The 19,752-nt window shown below is 64.3% G+C and carries 19 protein-coding genes and 1 pseudogene; 9 read left to right on the top strand and 11 right to left on the bottom strand.

The features are described 5' to 3' along the window. Positions 1-302: 302 nt before the first annotated feature. Positions 303-1,298, bottom strand: coding sequence for an aldo/keto reductase (locus NKH59_RS29360; protein WP_353023855.1), 996 nt, complete (start codon positions 1,296-1,298; stop codon positions 303-305). A 105-nt stretch (positions 1,299-1,403) separates the two neighbouring features. Between NKH59_RS29360 and NKH59_RS29355 the strand changes: the two genes are divergently transcribed. The 5 genes and pseudogenes from NKH59_RS29355 (at position 1,404) to NKH59_RS29335 (ending at position 6,616) form a co-directional block, all read left to right on the top strand. Continuing rightward, complete coding sequence (locus NKH59_RS29355; RefSeq protein WP_352619095.1) at positions 1,404-2,294, top strand: LysR family transcriptional regulator; 891 nt, start codon at positions 1,404-1,406, stop codon at positions 2,292-2,294. A 60-nt stretch (positions 2,295-2,354) separates the two neighbouring features. Next, the gene (locus NKH59_RS29350; RefSeq protein WP_352568460.1) at positions 2,355-2,933 is read left to right on the top strand and encodes a cytochrome b; all 579 of its coding nucleotides are present in this window, start codon (positions 2,355-2,357) and stop codon (positions 2,931-2,933) included. Positions 2,934-3,001: 68 nt separating this feature from the next. After that, positions 3,002-3,577, top strand: a complete 576-nt coding sequence (locus NKH59_RS29345) for a YceI family protein (RefSeq protein ID WP_352472551.1) — start codon at positions 3,002-3,004, stop codon at positions 3,575-3,577. Between the two features lie 336 nt (positions 3,578-3,913). Further along, positions 3,914-4,900: a Gfo/Idh/MocA family protein gene (locus NKH59_RS29340; protein ID WP_353023853.1), complete on the top strand. Its 987-nt coding sequence runs from the start codon at positions 3,914-3,916 to the stop codon at positions 4,898-4,900. Positions 4,901-4,958: 58 nt separating this feature from the next. Continuing rightward, positions 4,959-6,616 (top strand): annotated as a pseudogene (locus NKH59_RS29335) (FAD-binding dehydrogenase). Between the two features lie 165 nt (positions 6,617-6,781). Here NKH59_RS29335 and NKH59_RS29330 read toward each other — a convergent pair. Next, positions 6,782-7,528: a GntR family transcriptional regulator gene (locus NKH59_RS29330; RefSeq protein WP_353023851.1), complete on the bottom strand. Its 747-nt coding sequence runs from the start codon at positions 7,526-7,528 to the stop codon at positions 6,782-6,784. A 99-nt stretch (positions 7,529-7,627) separates the two neighbouring features. Between NKH59_RS29330 and NKH59_RS29325 the strand changes: the two genes are divergently transcribed. From NKH59_RS29325 to NKH59_RS29315, 3 genes are all read left to right on the top strand, one after another. Further along, positions 7,628-8,182 (top strand): autotransporter, encoded by a 555-nt coding sequence (locus NKH59_RS29325; RefSeq protein WP_353023849.1) that lies wholly within the window; start codon positions 7,628-7,630, stop codon positions 8,180-8,182. Between the two features lie 156 nt (positions 8,183-8,338). Then, positions 8,339-9,124, top strand: coding sequence for a DUF899 domain-containing protein (locus NKH59_RS29320; RefSeq protein WP_352682190.1), 786 nt, complete (start codon positions 8,339-8,341; stop codon positions 9,122-9,124). 98 nt (positions 9,125-9,222) lie between these two features. Further along, positions 9,223-9,489 carry a hypothetical protein gene (locus NKH59_RS29315; RefSeq protein WP_352682188.1) on the top strand — a complete coding sequence of 89 codons (267 nt, stop codon included), beginning with the start codon at positions 9,223-9,225 and terminating at the stop codon, positions 9,487-9,489. Between the two features lie 46 nt (positions 9,490-9,535). Here NKH59_RS29315 and NKH59_RS29310 read toward each other — a convergent pair whose 3' ends face one another. From NKH59_RS29310 to bcoG, 7 genes are all read right to left on the bottom strand, one after another. Continuing rightward, positions 9,536-10,474, bottom strand: a complete 939-nt coding sequence (locus tag NKH59_RS29310; protein WP_352501130.1) for an alpha/beta hydrolase — start codon at positions 10,472-10,474, stop codon at positions 9,536-9,538. 222 nt (positions 10,475-10,696) lie between these two features. After that, on the bottom strand, positions 10,697-11,479 hold the full coding sequence (locus NKH59_RS29305; protein ID WP_352472543.1) for a carnitinyl-CoA dehydratase: 783 nt from the start codon (positions 11,477-11,479) through the stop codon (positions 10,697-10,699). Beyond that, complete coding sequence (locus NKH59_RS29300; RefSeq protein WP_353023847.1) at positions 11,472-13,550, bottom strand: acetate--CoA ligase family protein; 2,079 nt, start codon at positions 13,548-13,550, stop codon at positions 11,472-11,474. The genes NKH59_RS29305 and NKH59_RS29300 overlap by 8 nt, the downstream gene beginning before the upstream one ends. A gap of 186 nt (positions 13,551-13,736) precedes the next feature. Continuing rightward, on the bottom strand, positions 13,737-14,900 hold the full coding sequence (locus tag NKH59_RS29295) for an acyl-CoA dehydrogenase family protein (protein WP_353023845.1): 1,164 nt from the start codon (positions 14,898-14,900) through the stop codon (positions 13,737-13,739). A 4-nt stretch (positions 14,901-14,904) separates the two neighbouring features. Further along, entirely contained in the window at positions 14,905-15,978 is a 1,074-nt protein-coding gene (locus NKH59_RS29290) for a 3-hydroxyacyl-CoA dehydrogenase NAD-binding domain-containing protein (RefSeq protein ID WP_353023843.1), read from the bottom strand. After that, positions 15,975-16,604, bottom strand: coding sequence for an HD domain-containing protein (locus NKH59_RS29285; protein ID WP_353023841.1), 630 nt, complete (start codon positions 16,602-16,604; stop codon positions 15,975-15,977). Before NKH59_RS29285 ends, NKH59_RS29290 begins: the two co-directional genes overlap by 4 nt. Positions 16,605-16,635: 31 nt before the next feature. Next, positions 16,636-17,547: a 3-dehydrocarnitine:acetyl-CoA trimethylamine transferase BcoG gene (gene bcoG / locus NKH59_RS29280; protein WP_352451615.1), complete on the bottom strand. Its 912-nt coding sequence runs from the start codon at positions 17,545-17,547 to the stop codon at positions 16,636-16,638. 76 nt (positions 17,548-17,623) lie between these two features. Here bcoG and NKH59_RS29275 point away from each other — a divergent pair, with 76 nt between their 5' ends. Then, entirely contained in the window at positions 17,624-18,604 is a 981-nt protein-coding gene (locus tag NKH59_RS29275; RefSeq protein ID WP_352748846.1) for a GlxA family transcriptional regulator, read from the top strand. A gap of 86 nt (positions 18,605-18,690) precedes the next feature. Here the strand turns inward: NKH59_RS29275 and NKH59_RS29270 are convergent, their stop codons facing one another. Then, entirely contained in the window at positions 18,691-18,900 is a 210-nt protein-coding gene (locus tag NKH59_RS29270) for a hypothetical protein (RefSeq protein ID WP_023680243.1), read from the bottom strand. 166 nt (positions 18,901-19,066) lie between these two features. Continuing rightward, positions 19,067-19,723: an O-methyltransferase gene (locus NKH59_RS29265; protein ID WP_352743877.1), complete on the bottom strand. Its 657-nt coding sequence runs from the start codon at positions 19,721-19,723 to the stop codon at positions 19,067-19,069. Positions 19,724-19,752: the final 29 nt, after the last annotated feature.

Below are 19,752 nucleotides of genomic sequence, written 5' to 3'. Positions count from 1 at the left end.
GGCATCCCGAACCTCCCGGCGCAAAGCGCGCCAAACTGTTCGCGATGTCCTCGCACACCTGTTCGCGATGTCTCCGGTCCAAACAGGGGGGAGATCGGATGTCGCCTCGGCTTTCGCCAATCACCGGCGCCGGAAGGGCGGGCAGGGCGCGGGAACTGCCAATCTCCCCCCTTGAGGGGGAGATGTCCGGCAGGACAGAGGGGGGTGCCTCGCGCCGAGGTCTCACAACGCTTTGCATCGCACCGTACTAGTCAAAAAGGGGTGCCCAAACGCCCCGTTTCGATTACGCCGTCGATTGCCGTTCACCCGTTAACCAGCGCCAGCAGCTCCTCGGTATAGCGCTTGCCGACCACCTTTTCCGGCGACAGGGCGTCGCCGATGGATGCCACCTCGGCCTGGCTCAGCACGATATCGGCTGCCGCCGTATTCTGTTCGAGATGTCGTATCTTGCGGGCACCAGGGATCGGCACAATGAAGTCGCCCTGATGCAGCACCCAGGCGAGCGCCAGCTGCGCCGGCGTCACGCCCTTCCCGGCGGCCATCTTTTCCAGCACGGCGACGACCGCCGCATTGGCCGCCATGGCGTCGGCCTGGAAGCGCGGCAACCCACGGCGCCAGTCGTCGGCGCCGAGAACATCGGGCTTGGCGATCGTGCCGGTGAGCAGGCCGCGGCCGAGCGGGCTATAGGGGACAAAGCCGATGCCGAGCTCACGGCAGACAGCAAACACCTCCTCCTCCGGATCGCGGCTCCACAGTGAATACTCGCTCTGCACGGCGGCGATCGGGTGCACGGCATGCGCCCGACGAATGGTCGCCGCACTCGCCTCCGACAGGCCGAGCGCCCGCACCTTGCCCTCGCGCACCAGCTCGGCCATGGCGCCGACCGTATCCTCGATCGGCACGTTGGGATCGACGCGGTGCTGGTAATAGAGATCGATCACCTCCGTATCCAACCGCTTCAATGACGCTTCGGCCACCGCCTTGACATGCTCCGGGCGGCTATCGACACCGGCCATGCGCTCCATGCCGCTGCCTTCTTCGAGGATTTTGAAGCCGAATTTGGTTGCGATCGTCACCTTGTCACGCACCGGCTTCAGCGCCTTGCCGACCAGGGTCTCGTTCTCGAAAGGGCCATAGACCTCGGCCGTGTCGAAGAAATTGACCCCGATCTCGACGGCATGGCGCAGCGTGGCAATCGCCTCCGCCTCCGGCTGGCCACCATAGGCAAAGCTCATCCCCATGCAGCCGAGGCCGACCGGGTAGACGTCGAGTTCATTGCCAAGCTTGCGGGTTTGCATCACGTGTCTCCTTGTTGTGATGGTTGTGATGCCGCAGAGATAGCGTCTTGCGCCGAGTTCGATAATCGGCCCTCAATTGCACGGGCTGTTCCAAGAAATAGATCAATGAAGCGAACCCATCTTTCACAGCTCGCGGTACTGGCAATGGTCGCCCAATGCGGCAGTTTTCGCGGCGCCGCCAAGGAACTGGCAATCGCGCCGTCGGCGGTCAGCCACGCGGTGTCCAGCCTCGAAGCGCGCCTCGGCGTGCGCCTTCTGGCACGCAGCACGCGCAGCGTTGCTCCGACCGAGGAGGGCGCGCAACTGCTTGAGCGCCTCAGGCCGGCGCTGTCGGAAATCGACCTGGCGCTGGAATCGGCGATCGAGGCGCGCCACCGGCCGGCGGGCAATCTCAGGCTGACCGTGCCGCGCACCGCCGCCCACCTGGCGCTGACGCCAAGGCTCGGCGCCTTTGCTGCTGCCTATCCCGACATCGTGCTGGAGATCGTCATCGAGGACCGCTTCACCGACGTGGTCGAGGGCGGCTTCGATGCCGGTGTGCGGCTGGGCGAGAGCCTGCAGCGCGACATGATCGCAGTGCGCATCGGACCAGACCTTCGCGGCGCGGTGGTCGGCACGCCATCCTACTTCGAGACCAGGTCCAAGCCGCAGCATCCGCGCGATCTCGCCGCTCACCGCTGCATCCGCTTCCGCTTCTCCAGCGGCATCATCTATCGCTGGGAATTCGAGAAAAACGGCGAGGAGATCGAAATCCCGGTGGAAGGGCCGCTGATCCTCGACGAGGACCATCTGATTGCCAATGCCGCGGTCGACGGCGCCGGGCTCGCCTTCGTGTTCGAGGACTATGTCCGCGACCCGCTCGCCGCCGGCAAGCTCGTTCGCGTGCTGGAGGACTGGTGCCCGCGCTTCGATGGTTTCTTCGTCTATTACCCCAGCCGCCGCCAGATGCGGCCGGCGCTCAGGGCCTTTGTCGATTTTTTCAAGGTCGGCGAATAAGCCAACCCTCCCCACAAGGGAGAGCTGGAAGAAAGTCGACCTGGCATTCGTTCACCGACCATGTCAGCACTGCCCAAAAACCAGACTGCCGGCTACGGCTGGACGGCGATCATCCTTCACTGGCTGATCGCGGCGCTCTTTATCGGCCAGTTCGTGCTCGGCTTCGTCATGGTGCGGCTGTCCAGCCAGCGCACCGCCTTCGAGCTGATCCAGCTGCATAAATCCTTCGGCTTCCTGCTGCTTGGACTGGTCATCCTGCGCATCGCCTGGCGCCTAGGCAGACCGGCCCCGCCGCTGCCGCGCTCGGTCGGGCCTTTCGAGCGCCGTGCGGCGCCGCTGGTCCATCTCGCGCTTTATGCGTTTCAGCTCGCTCTGCCGTTGTCCGGCTGGGCGCTGGTCTCGGTCTCGGTGCTGGAGATCCCGAGCGTGCCGTTCAATCTGTTCGTCATGCCCAATCTGCCGCTCGGTGAATCGGACACGGCAGAAAGCTTCTGGGCAGCGACGCACTGGTATCTCGCCTATGCCGGCATCGGACTTGTCGCTTTGCATCTCGCCGCAGCGCTGCGCCATCATTTCTGGCTGAGGGATACCGTGCTGACGCGCATGATCACGGCTTCGTCACATCACGACAGGGAATAGAGCGGACGGCTCATTCGTTGATGGGGCGAGGACGCAAGAAAGCGTTGCCTGCCAAGAGGACCATTTCCATGTACGCGCGCATCTTCGGATTTGCGGCAGCCGCCGCTTGTTTTGCCATGCCTGTTTTCGCCGCCGTTGCCCTTGGCGAGGCGGCCGGCAGCTACACGATCAGCCCGGGGAGTTCCAGCATCCATTTCTCCATCGCCAAGCTCGGCGGCGGCGGGCTCGACGGTGCCTTCTCCCGCTTCAAGGGCAGTATCCTCATCGACAACAGTGATGTCGGCCGGTCCCGGGTCAATTTCACCATCTTCCCCGAAAGCGTCGGTACCGGCCAAAGCCGCATCGATGCCTTTCTCCGCTCGGACGCCGTTTTCGACGCGGCCAACAATCCGGAGATCCAGTTCCGTTCGACCAGCGTCAAACGCACCGGCGACACGTCGGCCCTTGTCACCGGCCGGCTGACGGCGCGCGGCAAGACCTTTCAGGAAAAATTCACGGCCGAGCTCGGCGGCCTCCGGGCGGGCACGATAAAATTCCACGTCACCGGCAAGGTGCTGCGGTCGCGCTACGGCATGGATGTCGGCACGCCGATTTATTCCAACGTCGTCGATTTCGACATGACGCTGACGGGTAGAAGGGGTTGAGCGGTTCTTCCTGCGATTTCACCATCGCTGCAGGACCTGGGTTCCTCGCCCCCGCGGTGCGGGGGAGAGGTGGCCCGGCGAAGCCGGGACGGAGAGGGGGACGACGGTCGCGAAGTCAGACTCCTAAAAGGGACTGAGCGCGAGACGGGCCATAATACGAAGCCTATCAGGCGCCGCCCTTAAACAGCGAATTCCAGCCCGTCACGAAGACCCCTCCGTCCCGGCTTCGCCGGGCCACCTCTCCCCACTTCGTGGGGCGAGGAACCATGCTCCCGCATTGGCTTTTCTCCTGAATTGGGGCAAACCTCCAGGCCTGCAATCGAGAGGAGAAATCTGATGTTCCGATGGGGAGTTTTGTCGACGGCCAAGATCGGCCGCGAGCAGCTTTTGCCGGCAATCGTCGAAGCGGAGAACGGCGTGCTGTCCGCGATTGCCAGCCGCGATCTGTCGAAAGCGCAGGCGCTGGGCGAACGCTTCGGTGCGCGCCACGCGTTCGGCTCCTATGAGGAGCTGCTCGCCTCCAGCGACATCGACGGCGTCTACATTCCGCTGCCGACCTCGCAGCATGTCGAATGGACAGCCAAGGCGATCGAGGCCGGCAAGCATGTTCTGGTCGAAAAGCCACTGGCGCTCGACGCCAAGGACATTCCGCCATTGATCAAGCTGCGCGATGCCAGGAAGGTGCTGGTCTGCGAAGCCTTCATGGTCGTCTACCATCCGCAATGGATCAAGGTGCGCGACCTCATCGCCAACGGCGCCATCGGCCGGCTGCGCCATGTCCAGGGCGCGTTCTCCTATTACAATGTCGACCCCAACAACATGCGCAACAAGCTCGATCTCGGCGGCGGCGCGCTGCCCGACATCGGCGTCTATCCGACGGTATCGACGCGCTTTTCGACCGGCAAGGAGCCGCTGCGCGTCCAGGCGACGATCGAGCGCGACAAGACATTCGGCACCGACATCTATTCCTCGATCCGCGCCGATTTCGGCGACTTCGAGCTGTCGTTTTACCTGTCGACGCAGATGGCGGCACGCCAGGTGATGGTCTTCCACGGCGAGAAGGGCTTCATCGAGGTGTTCTCACCGTTCAACGCCGGACTCTACGACCATCACCGCGTCGAACTGCACAACCAGAACCACAGCGAGGCGCAGGTGTTCCGCTTTCCCGGCACGCAGCAATACCGGCTGGAAGTCGAGGCCTTCGCGCGGGCGGCACGGGGCGGCAAGGACCGCGTCTTCACTCTGGAAGATTCGGTGCTCAACCAGAAGGTCATCGATGCCATCTTCCACGCCGGCGAGAAGGAAGGCTGGGAAACAGTCTAGGCCGGCCATGATCCCAAAAAGTGGGGACCGGTTTTTGGACAAGATCATGGCCAAATAGATGTCCGACGATGCGGATGTGATCATTGTCGGCGCCGGCCTTGCCGGCCTTGTCGCGGCGGCCGAACTGACTGCGGCCGGCAAGAAGGCCATCATCGTCGAGCAGGAGCCGGAACAGTCGCTTGGCGGCCAGGCATTCTGGTCGCTCGGCGGAATCTTCCTTGTCGATTCGCCCGAAAGCGTCGCATGCGCATCCGCGATTCGTATGAGCTGGCGCTCGAGGACTGGCTGGGCACCGCAGCCTTCGACCGCACGGAAGATCTCTGGCCGCGCCGCTGGGCCGAGGCCTATCTCGGCTTCGCCGCCGGCGAGAAGCGCTCCTGGCTCATGCAGCGCGGCCTGAAATTCTTTCCGGTGGTCGGCTGGGCCGAGCGCGGCGGCGGCAATGCCGTCGGCCACGGCAATTCGGTGCCGCGCTTCCACATCACCTGGGGCACCGGCCCTGGCGTGCTCGAGCCGTTCGTGCAGCGCGTGCGCGAGGCCGAGAAACGCGGGCTGATCCGCTTCAAATTCCGTCACCGGGTAAACGAATTGACGCGGACGGGCGGCGTCGTCGACGGCGTGCGCGGCGACCTGTTGGCGGCGAGCGATGCCGAGCGCGGCCGCAAGAGCTCGCGCGAGATCACCGGCGATTTCGAGCTGAAGGCGCAGGCCGTCATCGTCGCCTCCGGCGGCATCGGCGCCAATCACCAGCTGGTCCGGGAGAATTGGCCGAAGCGGATGGGCGCGCCGCCGAAACGCATGATCACTGGCGTTCCCGATCATGTCGACGGCCGCATGCTGGCGATCGCCGAAGCCGCCGGCGGCCGGCTGATCAACCGCGACCGCATGTGGCACTATGTCGAGGGCGTCAGGAACTGGGCACCGATCTGGACCGATCATGCGATCCGCATCCTGCCCGGCCCGTCATCGCTGTGGCTCGATGCGCGCGGCAAGCGCCTGCCGGTCCCGCTCTATCCCGGCTTCGACACGTTGGCCACGCTCAGCCACATCATGAGCACCGGCTTCGATCATTCCTGGTTCATCCTGACCAAAAAGATCATCCAGAAGGAGTTCGCGCTGTCGGGCTCCGAGCAGAACCCCGATCTGACGGGGAAGAGCTGGCGCCAGGTGCTCGGCCGCGCCACCAGCGGCGTGCCCGCGCCGGTCAAGGCGTTCATGGAGAAGGGCGAGGATTTCATCGTCGAGCCTGATTTGCCGGCGCTGGTCGCCCGCATGAACGCAGTGGCCGGCGGCGAGCCGCTGCTCGAACTGGCGCAGGTTGAGCGCGAAATCCGCGCCCGCGACCGGCAGCTCGACAATCCGTTCTCCAAGGACATGCAGATTACTGCGTTGCGCGGTGCGCGAGCCTATCTCGGCGACCGGCTGATCCGCACCGCAAGGCCGCACAAGCTGCTCGATCCCGCCAATGGCCCGCTGATTGCCGTCAGGCTCAGCATCCTGACCCGCAAGACGCTCGGTGGGCTGGAGACTGACCTCGACAGCCGCGTGCTGGGCGCCGGCGGCCAACCAGTCGAGGGGCTGTACGCGGCGGGCGAGGCCGCCGGTTTCGGCGGCGGCGGCATGCACGGCTATGCAGCGCTCGAAGGCACGTTTCTCGGCGGCTGCATCTTTTCCGGCCGCAGTGCCGGACGGGCGGCGGCATGCGCGGTGGGGTGAAACAAGGCCCGCCGGCGGCCGTTGCGCCAAGGTGGCGGGTCGCACCGAATGGCCAACTTCCCTTAGAGCATTTTGCAGCCAAATGGAATCATTTGGCGTCCGCATAAATGCGGCAAAACAGATAGTTAGAGCGGGTTACCGGTTCCAGGAGAACCGGAACCGGCTCTAGGCGAAGGGCTGCAAATTGACGTCTTGAAGCTTGGAACCGGCAAGCAAAGCCTCGAGCACCTGCTTCTTGAGAGACAGGCACTGCGAACGGGCAAGTTTGACGATGGCGGAAACCTCGCCTGCCTCGCAGGCAAGGACCAGCTCCTTTTGCTGGGCGATGATCAACTGGGTGAAGTCGCGGGACTTGAAGCCGAGGTGGAGAACCCGCGCCGACTGGTCGAGTATCTGGTCCAGGAGATGCGCCAGTCGTAAATTTCCCGAGATCTCCGCAAGGGCCAGACGAAAGGCACGGTCGGCCGCAAGGAAGGCGACGTGGCTGCGTAGCGTCTCCGGCTTCAGCACTTTTTGCGCTGCCAGCCTGACATCCTCGAGCCCGCGCTCGGTCATGTTCGATGCCGCCACCCTGAACACTTCCGGCTCGATCAAGCTGCGGACATCGAAGATCTCGTTGACATCCCGCAGGCTGAGCGTAGCAACGACGTAGCCGCGGCGCGGCTCGCTCCTGACCAGTCCTTCCTGCATCAGTCGGGCCAGCGCCGCGCGGATGGTCGCCTTTTTGATCTGGTATCGATCACCGATCTGTTTCTCTGTCAGCGCTTCGCCGGGGCGCAACACGCAGGCAATGATGTCGTTCCTCAGCTGCTCATATGCCTGTTCCCTGCGAAGGACGTCGGCGGCTGACAGTGCTGTCGCCTCGACCGTGGCCGGCCTTGCCGGTTCGGCGGTCAACTTCGTCGTTTTCATATTCCGTCCGTCTGGCTGTCCCGTTGACGCTGGCATCAGCATTCGCTAGCGTGAGCATCTCAGAGTGATGATCTGAGCATCTCAGGGAGGATAACTGATATGCCTTTACCCGCCAACTCGCCTCTCTACGCCGTTGCCGATGATATCGTCAATGCCGCGAAGGGGCCGGATCCCCTCGAAGCGGTAAGGACGGTCCTGGGCGACTACACCAACCGCTTTCACGCCTCCGGAACACTCGCTCACGAAGAAGACGACGACGAGGTGCTTCTGCATGCGAGTCCGAACCTGACGATCTATCACATCACTCTGTCGCCCGGCCTGCAGTACCCGCCTCACAACCACCTGATGGATGCCTTGATCGGCATCTACAAGGGCAGCGAGACGAACTTCATCTATCCCGTTGCCGGCAGCGAACTCGATGTTCCCGAAAGGCAGGACATCGCAGCGCCTGCCGTGGTGCACATGGCGTCAAATACCGTTCATGCGGTTGCGAATACGGGCAGTGCGCGATCGGGTGCGCTGCATGTCTACCTCGGCGATCTCACACGAACCCACCGGCAGCTGTGGAGTCCGGACAGCAACCAGGCCGAGCCGTTTGACAATGACCGCTATCTGGCCGGCGCTCGGCCCATTCAGCAGTCCGGGCACGAATGAGCGCAGGGGCGTCGCGGGCGGCGAAATTGGCCGTGATCAGCGGACCCGTCGGAATCGCGTCACACTTGTCACTCTCGCCAACCCGCTATCGCCCCTATCCTATCTGACGACCCAACACGTCGCGCCTGCGGCGACAAACCAGCAAGGAGATGCACAATGACGGCACATCAGAATGGCACAGGCGAGCAGACGAAGCGGCTCGCGATGAAGACACCACCGGTCGTTTCGTCTGACGCGTGGGAGGCCGCGCGCCAGCAACTGCTCGTGAAAGAGAAGACCGTGACCCGGGCTCGCGACGCACTGGCCGCCGAGCGCCGGCGGATGCCGTGGATGGCGGTGGAGAAGACCTATACGTTCGAAGGGCCTGATGGAAAGGTGAGCCTGCTCGACCTGTTCGAGGGCCGCCGTCAGCTGATCGTCTACCGCGCCTTCTTCGAGCCCGGCGTATTCGGCTGGCCCGACCACGCTTGCCGCGGCTGTTCGCTGGGGGCGGACCAGGTCGGCAACCTCGCCCATCTGAACGCCCGCGACACCACGCTTGCCTACGCCTCGCGCGCACCGCAGGCCGACATTGCGCGGCTGAAGGCGCGGATGGACTGGAAGATGCCCTGGTACACCATCACCGACAGCTTCGATGCCGACTTCGGCGTTGACGAGTGGCACGGCCACAACGTGTTCATCCGCGACGGCGACCGCGTGTTCCGCACCTACTTCATCAACAACCGCGGTGACGAGGCGATGGGGACCGTATGGAGCTATCTCGACCTGTCGCCGCTCGGCCGCCAGGAGGTTTGGGAGGATTCGCCCGAGGGCTATCCGCAGACGCCGACGTACAAGTGGTGGAATTGGCACGACAATTACGGCGCCGAAGCCGTCCCCGACAAAAAATGGGTCGAGATATCGGACGCCGGAGAGGCCGCGTTCCGGAATCGCACCGAATAGAACGTCTTTGGCGTCGCGGAAATGCAGCCAGGACAATTGGAGGAGCGGGATGCACGGTTCAATTCGACGCATCCCGCTCGCTATGCAGGACTACGGACATGAGCGAGATTCATGCAGGCGGATCCACCGGCGATGCGAGCCCGGCCGACCATAGTGCAGCCGATTGGCTGTCCTTTGCGGCCGCGCCGACCTTCGCAACCATGGCGCTGCTGACGCTTCTCGGCGGAGCGCCGGACATGATGTGCTCGACCGGGCAAGAGGCGTCACCGCTCGACGGCATGGTCCCGATGTACCTGCTGATGAGCGGCTTCCATTTAGGACCTTGGCTGAAGCAGGTTTCCGGCCGGCGACGCCGCCGCAAATAGAGCTGTACCGGCCGACAAAGGCCCGTTCTGGTCGGGAAGACATCCCTCACCAGATCCACTCGCCCCTTCCCAAAACCGCTACCGCATCGACAATCCGGGTAAAGCTCGAGCGGGCGCGGCCGGCCGTGTGCCTGGCGCGCAAATAGCCATGCACCAGCCCCGGCTCCTCGAGCCACCAGGCGCGCCCGCCCGCGGCAACGATGCGGTCGCGATAGGCTTCGCCGTCCGACGACAGCGGGTCGCATTCGGCGGTGATCACGACGGTGGGCGGCAGATTGGCGAACTCGGCGTCGGCGAGCGGCCACAGAGTGAGATCGCCGGTGCGATCCTCGCCACCGGTCCTGATGTCCCTGTAGAAAACGAGGTCGCGCGCGGTAAGCATCGGCGCTTCCGCGTGGGTGACGTAGGAACCGGCGGAGCTGTCGCCGCCAAGGCCGGGATAGACCAGAATCTGGCCGATCGGCTTGCGCGCATGGCCGCGCGTTGCGTGACTGACGGCGGCGGCGAGATTGCCGCCGGCACTGTCGCCGCAGAGCAGGACAGGACGCTCGTAAGTCGCCGCCGCCCATTCGAAGGCGCTGATGGCATCGTCGAAGGCGGCCGGATGAAGGTGTTCAGGTGCCAGCCGGTAGTCGACCGAAACCACTTCGTAGCCGGTGCGGCTGCAAAGCTCGGCGCAGAGGTCGTCATGGCTGTCGAGCCCGCCGAGGATAAAACCGCCGCCATGGAAATAAAGCACCATCGCCGCCGTTTCCGGCGCCGGAGCGCGGTAGATGCGGATCGGAATGTGCCAGGGTGTGGCAATGGCGGTGGTTTCCGCCGTGACGCCTTGGGGATAGCCGGCAAAGAACTCGCGGCACATCCGGTTATAGATCTGGCGCTGCTCGGCGACGGTGTAGTCGATCGTATCGGGCGGATAATAGGAGTTAGTCCGCTCGATGAAGCCCCAGGTCTCGGCGTCGATGAGGGTTTTGTAGTCGGTCATGGGCGCTGAATGGATCGCAATGAATCCGCGTGAACACCCCCCTCTGGCCTGCCGGCCATCTCCCCCTCAAGTGGGGAGATTGGCAGCTTCGGCCTTGCAGCCCATCTTGCAACGTTGGAGATTGGCGAAAACCGAAGCGACATCCGATCTCCCCCCTTGAGGGGGAGATGGCCGGCAGGCCAGAGGGGGGCGTGACGGAGTGCCGTCATTTCGGCAATACCTTCATTTCCCCTTCCACACCGGATCGCGCTTCTCGGCAAAGGCGCGAAAGCCCTCGAGATTGTCCTCCGAGCCGTAGAGTGCGTCAACCGTCGACAGTTGCCGGCGCGTCACCCGGTTCATCGCGTCCTGGAACGTCAGCGATTCTGCGACCCGGGCCGTCTCCTTGATCGCGGCGAAGACCAGCGGCGGGCCGCTGGCGAGCAGCCGCGCGATCTCCCAGACGCGGTCCTCCAGTCTTTCCTTGGGCAGCACCTCGTTGACCAGGCCCCATCGATGCGCCTCGGCGACATCCATCCAGCGGCCGGTGAGCAGAAGGTCCATGGCGACATGGTAGGGGATACGCTTCGGCAGCTTGATCGTCGCCGCATCGGCCAGCGTGCCGGCACGGATTTCGGGCAGCGCGAAGGAGGAGTGGTCCGACGCATAGATGAGGTCGCAGGATAGCGCCAGTTCGAAGCCGCCGCCGACCGCCATGCCGTTGACGCAGGCGATCACCGGCTTGTTGAGGTCGCGCAGTTCCTGCAGCCCGCCGAAGCCGCCGACGCCGTAGTCGCCGTCGACGGCGTCGCCGCCGGCCGCGGCCTTCAGGTCCCAGCCGGCGCAGAAAAACTTGTCACCGGCGGTCTTGACGATGGCGACGCGCAAGTCGGGATCGTCGCGAAACGCCTTGAAAGTCTCGCCCATCAGCCGCGACGTCTTCAGGTCGATGGCATTGGCCTTGGGCCGGTCGAGCGTGACTTCGAGGATAGTGCCCTCGCGGCGGGTGGTGATGACGTCAGACATTTTTGTTCTCTCCAAGCACCAGCAGCGCATCGGCGATCCAGGCGCCCTTGCCTTCGGTGCAGACGATCAGCGGATTGATGTCGAGTTCCTCGATCTCGCCGGCGTTTTGCTGCACGAAAGCGGCAATGCCCGATATCGCACCGATTGCCGCTGCAACATCGGCCTTCGGCCGACCGCGATAGCCGTCGAGCAGCGGGAACAGTTTCAGCCCGCGCAAAGCGGCCTCGATATCGTCGCGGGTCGCCGGCAGCATCAGCGTGACGCTGTCGCGCAACAGCTCGACCAGCACGCCGCCGGTGCCGAGCGTCATCACGGCGCCGAACATCGGGTCGCGGGTGAAGCCGACGAGCAGCTCGGCGACGCCGTCGCGCACCATGCGCTCGACATAAAGGCCCGTGCCGAGCGGGCCGAGATCGTGGGCGGCGGTGCTGACGGATTCGGCATCCCTCAAATTGAGCCGGACCGCGTCGAGCTCGGACTTGTGGATGACGCCAAGGGCCTTCAGCGCCACCGGGAAGCCGAGCGCCATCGAGGAGATGACAGCTTCGACCGCGTTGCCGGCGCGCTCGCCCTTCGGCACGGGGAGGCCGGCCTCGATGAGCCGCGCCTTCGCCTCGGCCTCGTCCGGCGTAACATGGTCGCCGGCCGGCGCGCCGGACGCCGAAGTGTCGATCGGCTGCGCCTGCGGCTCGCGCCAGGCCCAGCCGATGAAGGCCGCCGCCTGGGCGGCGTCCATGGCTTCGGAGATGCCGAACAGCGGCACCATGCCCCGCGCCATCAGGCCGGCAGTGTATTCCTCGGGCAGGTTCTCCGGCAGCGAGGAGACGATCGCGCCTTGCGCGCTGTTGGTCTTCAGCGCCGATTCGAAGGCGCGCAGCGTCGCCCACCAGTCGGTGTCCGAGCAGCGGTCGGGGCGCGGGAAATCGAGCACCAGCATGTTGAGGTCGAAGCCCCCCGACACCATCGCGGTGAAGGTGGCGGTCATCGCCGGCTCGTTGTTCCAGATGAAGGTGTGGTAGTCGAGCGGGTTGGCCACCGCGACCAGCGGCCCGAGCGTCGATTTGACATGCGCGCGGTGCTCGGGGGTGAGTGGCGGAAACGTCACCCAGCGGCCTTCGGCGCTGTCGGCCATGACCGACGCCTCGCCGCCTGAACAGCTCATCGACGACAGCCGGTAACCGGGCAGGGGGCCGGTGATGTGCAGCAGCTTGAGCGCCTCGATGAAGGCGGGAATTGAATCGATGCGGGCGATGCCGAGCCGCTTCAGGAAGGCGCCGGACGCTGCGTCCGAGCCGGCCAGCGACGCGGTATGGGAAACGGTCGCCTGCCGCGCCTGCTCGGAGCGGCCGACCTTCATGGCGATGACAGGCTTTTTCAGCTCGCGCGCCCGTGCCGCCAGCCTTTCGAAGCCGGCTACCGAATCGAAAGCCTCGATATGCAAGCCGAGCGCGGTGACACGGTCGTCCTCGATCAGGCCGAGCGCCATTTCGGAAAGCCCGGTCTGCGCCTGGTTGCCGGCGGTCATCAGAAAGGCGATCGGCAGGCCGCGCTTCTGCATCGTCATATTGATGGCGATGTTCGACGACTGGGTGATGATGGCAACGCCGCGACTGCCTTCTGGCAGCCTGATGCCGCCATGCTGGTCGGGCCACAAAAGCGCGCCGTCGGCATAGTTGATGAGCCCGTAGCAGTTCGGCCCAATGATCGGCATTTGGCCGGCCGCCGCGACCAGTTCGGCCTGCAGCCGCTCGCCGTCCTCGTCATAGGCCTCGGTTTCGAGGAAGCCGGCGGCGAAGCAGACCGCACCGCCGGCGCCGCGCTCGGCCAGTGCCTTGACCACTTCGATGGTCAAGTGCCGGTTGACGCCGACGAAAGCGGCATCCGGCGCACCGGGTAATTCGGCCACCGAGCGATGGGCCTTGCGGCCGGCGACCTCGTCCTTGCTCGGATGCACCGGCCAGATCTCGCCGGCAAAGCCCATTTTGATCGATTGCGCGACGACGGCGGCAGCCTGTGCACCACCAAAGACGGCGATCGTTCGTGGGCGCAAAAGACGTTCAAGTTTGTGCATGAACACCCCCCTCTGCCCTGCCGGGCATCTCCCCCTCAAGGGGGGAGATTGGCAGTTGGGCCGCCGGCCCCAGGCATGCAACGGTAATAACTGGCGAAATCAGGAATGGCGGCCGATCTCCCCCCTTGAGGGGGAGATGTCCGATAGGACAGAGGGGGGCGCGAAGGAATGCAAACATTGCGCTGTTCAGCCCCCGAACGGGCGCAGCAGCGCCCGCGAGATGATGTGGCGCTGGATTTCCGAAGTGCCTTCCCAGATGCGCTCGACGCGGGCGTCGCGCCAGATGCGCTCGAGCGGCAAATCGTCCATCAGCCCCATGCCGCCATGGATCTGGATCGCCTCGTCGGCGACGAAGGCAAGCATCTCGGTGGCCTTCAGCTTGGCCATGGCCATGTCCTGGTCGGTGACGGTGCCCTGATCGTACTTCCAGCCGGCTTCGAACACCATCAGGTCGGCGGCTTTCAACTCGGTCGCCATGTCGGCGAGCTTGAACGACACGCCCTGGAATTTGCCGATCGGCTGGCCGAATTGCTGGCGCTGCGCGGCGTATTCGATGGCATGGCCAAGCGCCCGCTCGGCGCGGCCGAGGCAGGTGGCGCCGACCTGCAGGCGCGTTGCGCCGAGCCATGAATTGGCGACGTCGAAGCCTTTGTGGACCTCGCCCAGAACCTGACTGGCCGGCAACCGGCAATCGTCGAATTCGAGGATGGCGTTGGTGTAGCCGCGATGCGAGACGTTGCGATAGCCGTCGCGCACGGTGAAACCCTTGGTGCCCTTGTCGACGAAAAAGGCGGTGATCTTCTTGCGTTTGCCACGCGAAGACTCTTCCTCACCCGAGGCCATGAAGACGATGGCGAAATCGGCGAGGTCCGCGTGGCTGATGAAATGCTTGGTGCCGTTCAGCACCCAGTCGTCGCCGTCTTGCACGGCGGTTGCCTTCATGCCGCGCAGATCGGAGCCGGCGCCCGGCTCGGTCATTGCCAGGCAATCCCATTTCTCGCCGCGAATGCAGGGAAACAGATATGTTTCGCGCTGCTCCGGCGTGCCGGCGAGAAGGATGTTTGAAGGCCGCGCCACGCAGGTCCAATGCAGCGCATAATTGGCGCGGCCGAGTTCCTTTTCATAGAGCAGCCAGGTCACCGTATCGAGCCCGGCGCCGCCGACATCGGCCGGCATGTTGGCGGCATAGAGGCCGGCTTCGATCGCCTTGGCCTTGATCTCCTCGATCAGCTCGCGGCGCAGCACGCCGGTACGCTCCACTTCGCGCTCATGCGGGTAAAGCTCGTTCTCGACGAAGGCCCGCGTCGTCTCGACGATGAGCTTCTGCTCCTCCGAAAGACCAAAATCCATGGTCTCAGCCTTTCTTCCTTTTCTTCGGCTTTTCAGCCTTGGACTTTTCGGCCGCCTTGGAGGCGGTGGGCTTCTTCGCCGCAAGCTTGGCCAACTGCCTGGTGTAGTCCTTATGCAAGGCGCCGGCACCCCAGCCTTTGCCTTTGTTCTGCTTCGACAGTGCCTCCATGATGGCGACCAGATTGTCGTCGCGGATCTTTTCGAGATCGCGGATCGACAGACCGTGCGCCTGATCGTCCGACTGGGTCGCGATCAGCTCGACCAGCTCATCGTTGAACTCCGGCACGTCCATCAGCTTGGTCCACGGCCATTTCAGGCACGGGCCGAACTGCGCCATGAAGTGGCGCATGCCGGCCTCGCCGCCGGCGACGCGATAGACCTGGAACATGCCCATCTGCGCCCAGCGCAGGCCGAAGCCGTAGCGCATGATGTCGTCGAGCTCCTCGACCGTGCAGATGCCGTCCTTGACCAGCCACAGCGCCTCGCGCCAGGCCGCTTCGAGCAGCCGGTCGCCGACGAAGGCTTCGATCTCCTTGCGGATCACCACCGGCTTCATGCCGATCGAGGCATACATCTCCTTGGCGACTTCGATCGCCTCGGGAAAGGTCTGTTCGCCGCCGACGATTTCGACCAGCGGCAGCAGATAGACGGGGTTGAACGGATGGCCGACGACCAGCCGCTCCGGGTGCTTCTTCATCGCCACCTGCATGTCGGTCGGCTTGATGCCGGAGGTGGAGGATCCGACAATGGCGTTGGCCGGCGCATAAAGGTCGATCTCGGCCAGCACGCGGTGCTTCAGGTCGAGCCGCTCCGGCACGCTTTCCTGGATGAAGTCGGCGTCTGCCACCGCCTCGGCGATCGTCTTGGCGAAGGTAAGCTTGCCCTCCTTCGGCAGGCCGCCGGGCAGCATCTGCTTGTAGGCGCGTCGCGCTCCCTTCATCACCTCGCCGACCTTGCGTGACGCCTCGGGGTCGGGATCGAAGATCGACGCGTCGATGCCGTTGAGCAGCAGCCGCGCCACCCAGCCGGCGCCGATGACGCCGCCGCCGATGGCGGCCGCCTTGTTGATGATGCTCATGCGGAGGCTCCGGTTCTTGTCCTGGCTGTTGCGGGGTCGGTGAGGGCGACGCGCTCGCCGGCACGGATCACGGACGCGTCATAGGCCTTGCGCGCGAACACTTCGAGCACGAAGGGCCGGAAGAAATCGATCGGCAATGTCTCGTAATCCGGGTCGAAGCTCGACTGATCCCAGCGTTCGCAAAACTCATCGCAATCGTCGAAGTAGATGTGCCCGGCGAAACGGTCGCGGGCGTGTGGATTGCCGCCGAGGTGGTGGGCGTAATAGAGGCGCTGGAAATCGCCGTGCTTCTCCACCACCCAGGTGCATTGCTCGCGCACAAAAGGCTTCAGGATGGCGGCTGCATACTCGTCGTGGTTATAGGGCGCGTAGATGTCGCCGATATCGTGCAGCAAGGCGCAGGCAATCCAGTCGGTGTCGGCGCCGTCGCACCAGGCCCGTGTTGCCGCTTGCAGTGAATGGCCGAGCCGGGTGATCTTGTAGCCCGAGAGGCCCGCATCAAGCTGGACGAGCGCGTCGAGCAGCCGCTCGCCGGTCTTTGCCGCATAGTCGATCTCGTGCTCGGTGAGGAAGGCATAGTCCTCGCGGTCGCCGTCCTTCATGGCGGTGAATTTCACGGTCTTCATCAGCGGCTCCTCCCAACCGGCTACCGGCTTTTCAAAGCGGTGCGCGCTTCGTCAGGTTCAGCTTCTTGCGGACTTCGTCCGGGCCGATGACCCTGGCGCCCATATTCGACACGATGCTGACCGCCCGCTCGACCAGCTGCGCATTGGTCGCCAGCACGCCCTTGTCGAGCCAGAGATTATCCTCCAGTCCGACGCGGACATTGCCGCCGGCCAGCACCGCGGCCGCGACATAGGCCATCTGGTTGCGGCCAATGGCAAAGGCCGACCAGTTCCAGGTCGACGGTACATTGTTGACCATGGCCATGAAGGTGTTGAGGTCGTCCGGCGCGCCCCACGGCACGCCCATGCACAATTGCACCAGCGCGTCCGGCTTCAGCACTTCTTCCTCGACCAATTGCTTGGCGAACCACAGATGCCCGGTGTCGAAGGCCTCGATCTCCGGCTTGACGCCGAGCGCCGTCATCATGCCGCCCATGGCACGCAGCATGCCGGGCGTATTGGTCATGACATAATCGGCCTCGGCGAAATTCATGGTGCCGCAATCGAGCGTGCAGATTTCCGGCAGGCACTGGCGCACATGTTCCATGCGGTTGCTCGCGCCGCCCATGTCCGTGCCTTTTTCGTTCAGCGGCAGCGGTTTCTCCGGCGGGCCGAATACCATGTCACCCCCCATGCCGGCGGTCAGGTTCAGCACCACGTCGACGTCCGCCGCGCGGATGCGCTCGGTTACTTCGCGATAGAGATGCACGTCGCGCCTAGGCTTGCCGGTCTCGGGATCGCGCACGTGGCAGTGCACGATCGCCGCACCCGCCTTTGCCGCCTCGATGGCCGAATCGGCGATCTCTCTGGGCGACCGCGGCACATGCGGGCTGCGGTCCTGCGAACCGCCGGACCCGGTCACGGCACAGGTAATGAAAACCTCACGGTTCATCGCTAACGGCATCGGACTCTCTCCCAATAGAACGTAGGGCAAGAATGCCTGACTTGCCGGAAACTGTTTTGCGTTTTACGAAGATCGTGTGACCAAAAACGAAAAACCGACGATCTTTCGGGCCGAGCGTTTGCCGCTCAAGGTAACGCTGCTGGTATTCTCCGGCTCGTCGATCATGTGCGTCGCCTCGGCCGTCGATCCGTTGCGCGCCGCCAACCGCATTGCCGGTGAGACGCTGTTCGATTTCAGGCTGGTCTCGGTGACAGGCGAGGCGCCGGTCACCACATGCGGCCTGCCGGTGGCGGTCAGCGGCCGCTTCGATGCGGCTGACACAACCGATATGCTGGTCGTCGTCGCCGGCTTCGGCACGCAGAACCATGCCACATCGGCCTTGCTGTCCGGACTGCGCCGGGCGGCGCGCGCGGCACGCGCCTGCGGCGGCGTCGAGGCCGGCACCTGGCTGGTTGCCCGCGCCGGTCTGCTGGAGGGGCGCAGCGCCACCACCCACTGGGAGGACATGGAGGATTTCTCGTCGGCCTTTCCCGGCGTCGACGTGCGCCCCGACCGCTACGTCATCGATGGCCCGGTGTTCACCACCGGCGGCGCCTCGCCGACCTTCGACCTGATGCTGCATCTGATCCGCACGCGGCTCGGCATGGCCGTGGCGCTAGATGTCGCGAGCGTCTTCATCTACGACCAGGCGCGCGCCGCGACGGACGCGCAACCGCTGGTCTCGCTCGGCCGTCTCGACGGCTACGATCCCAGGCTGGCGCAAGCCATTCGGCTGATGGAAGCGCATGTCGACCAGCCGCTGACTATCGCCGCCGTGGCAAAGCGCGCCGGGGTGACGGCACGGACGCTGGAAAGCATCTTTCGCAAGTCGATCGGCGAAACGCCCGGCGCTTATTACCTCAGGCTGCGCCTCGGCGCCGCGCGCCGGCTGGTGGTCGATACGCGCATCGCCATGGCGGACATTGCCGGGCGAACGGGATTTTCGTCCGCCGCGGCATTTTCCAGAGCGTTTTCAAGAGCGTTCGGCGAAGCGCCGGTCAGGCTGCGTCGGGGATAATGCATGTCGCCCAAAAGCCTGGCCACGGGCTTGACCCGAGGGTGCGGAGCGGTTTTGGGATAACGACATGCATAGACAAAGGTAGATCAGGCAGCGTCCTGGCGGTCGCTGCTGCCGTCGATCTGCGAGCGCATCTGTCTCGCTAGATGGGTCTCGAAGCGGCTGGCGACCGCGCGATCCCATTCGTTTGCACTCAGCGCACCTTGTTTCGGGTGCGGCAGCGCCATCAGCCGGTCGATGATCGATCCAGCCTCGCCAGATGAGAGCAGGGCGTCGATTTCGCGTTCGTGCTGCATATCGTTTCGCCTCCTTCCTTCTGAATCCCGCCACGAACCACACTATAGGAGGTTCGTGACGGCTGTTTGAAGGCAAGAGCGAGGCGATTGATGGGCGATGCCGGGCAAAGTTTTGTCCGCCGCCGCCCATCTTGGGCACGATCGTTCCGGCAGGTCAGGCAGTGCTTCAGCCAAGCCGCATCGACAGTTCAACATCCTCGCCGAACGGCGTGGACATGTAGCCACTCCCGGTCGAGCGCACCCGCTCGAGGTATTCGGGGCAAAGATCTGCGTTGTCGGCAACGACGAAGGCGCCCGGCCTGAGGCGGCTTTCAACCAGACTCAAGATCTCGGGATAGAGCGCTTTGGCGCCGTCGAGCAGAAGCAGGTCGACGCTTTCGGGAAGATCGACGCTTAATGTTTGCAGCGCGTCTCCTTCGCGGATTTCCACCATGTCAATGAGACCGCCTGCTGTCAGGTTACTCCTCGCGCGCGCGACCTTGGATGGCTCGAACTCGCTGGTGATCAGGCGGCCGCCGCCATTGTCCCGCAAGGCTGCGGCAAGGTGCAGGGTCGAGATGCCGAACGAGGTTCCAAATTCAACGATCGTCCGTGCGCCGCTGCCTCGTGCCAGCATGTAGAGCAGCGTGCCGGTCTCTCGCGAGACGGGAAGCCAGAGGTCCTTTAGCCGCCCATAGAAATCGAGGTATTCGGTCTTGCTTCGAACCAGCCGCATCCGCTCCTCGGCGGAGAGTTCCGCCACTGCAGGGCTTGTTGCCGCAGCGGCTTCCTCGAACAGGCGGTCCAGCAGGGGCGCGAGCGGCTTTGTCGTCAGTGTGGTCATAACGGTCTCCAGTCGGAATTGAATGCGTT

Source organism: Mesorhizobium sp. M0998 (assembly GCF_040318885.1).
In the GTDB taxonomy this organism is placed as follows: domain Bacteria; phylum Pseudomonadota; class Alphaproteobacteria; order Rhizobiales; family Rhizobiaceae; genus Mesorhizobium.
Note: the sequence above shows the minus strand (reverse complement) of the source record. Positions and strands in the feature narration are given on the sequence as shown.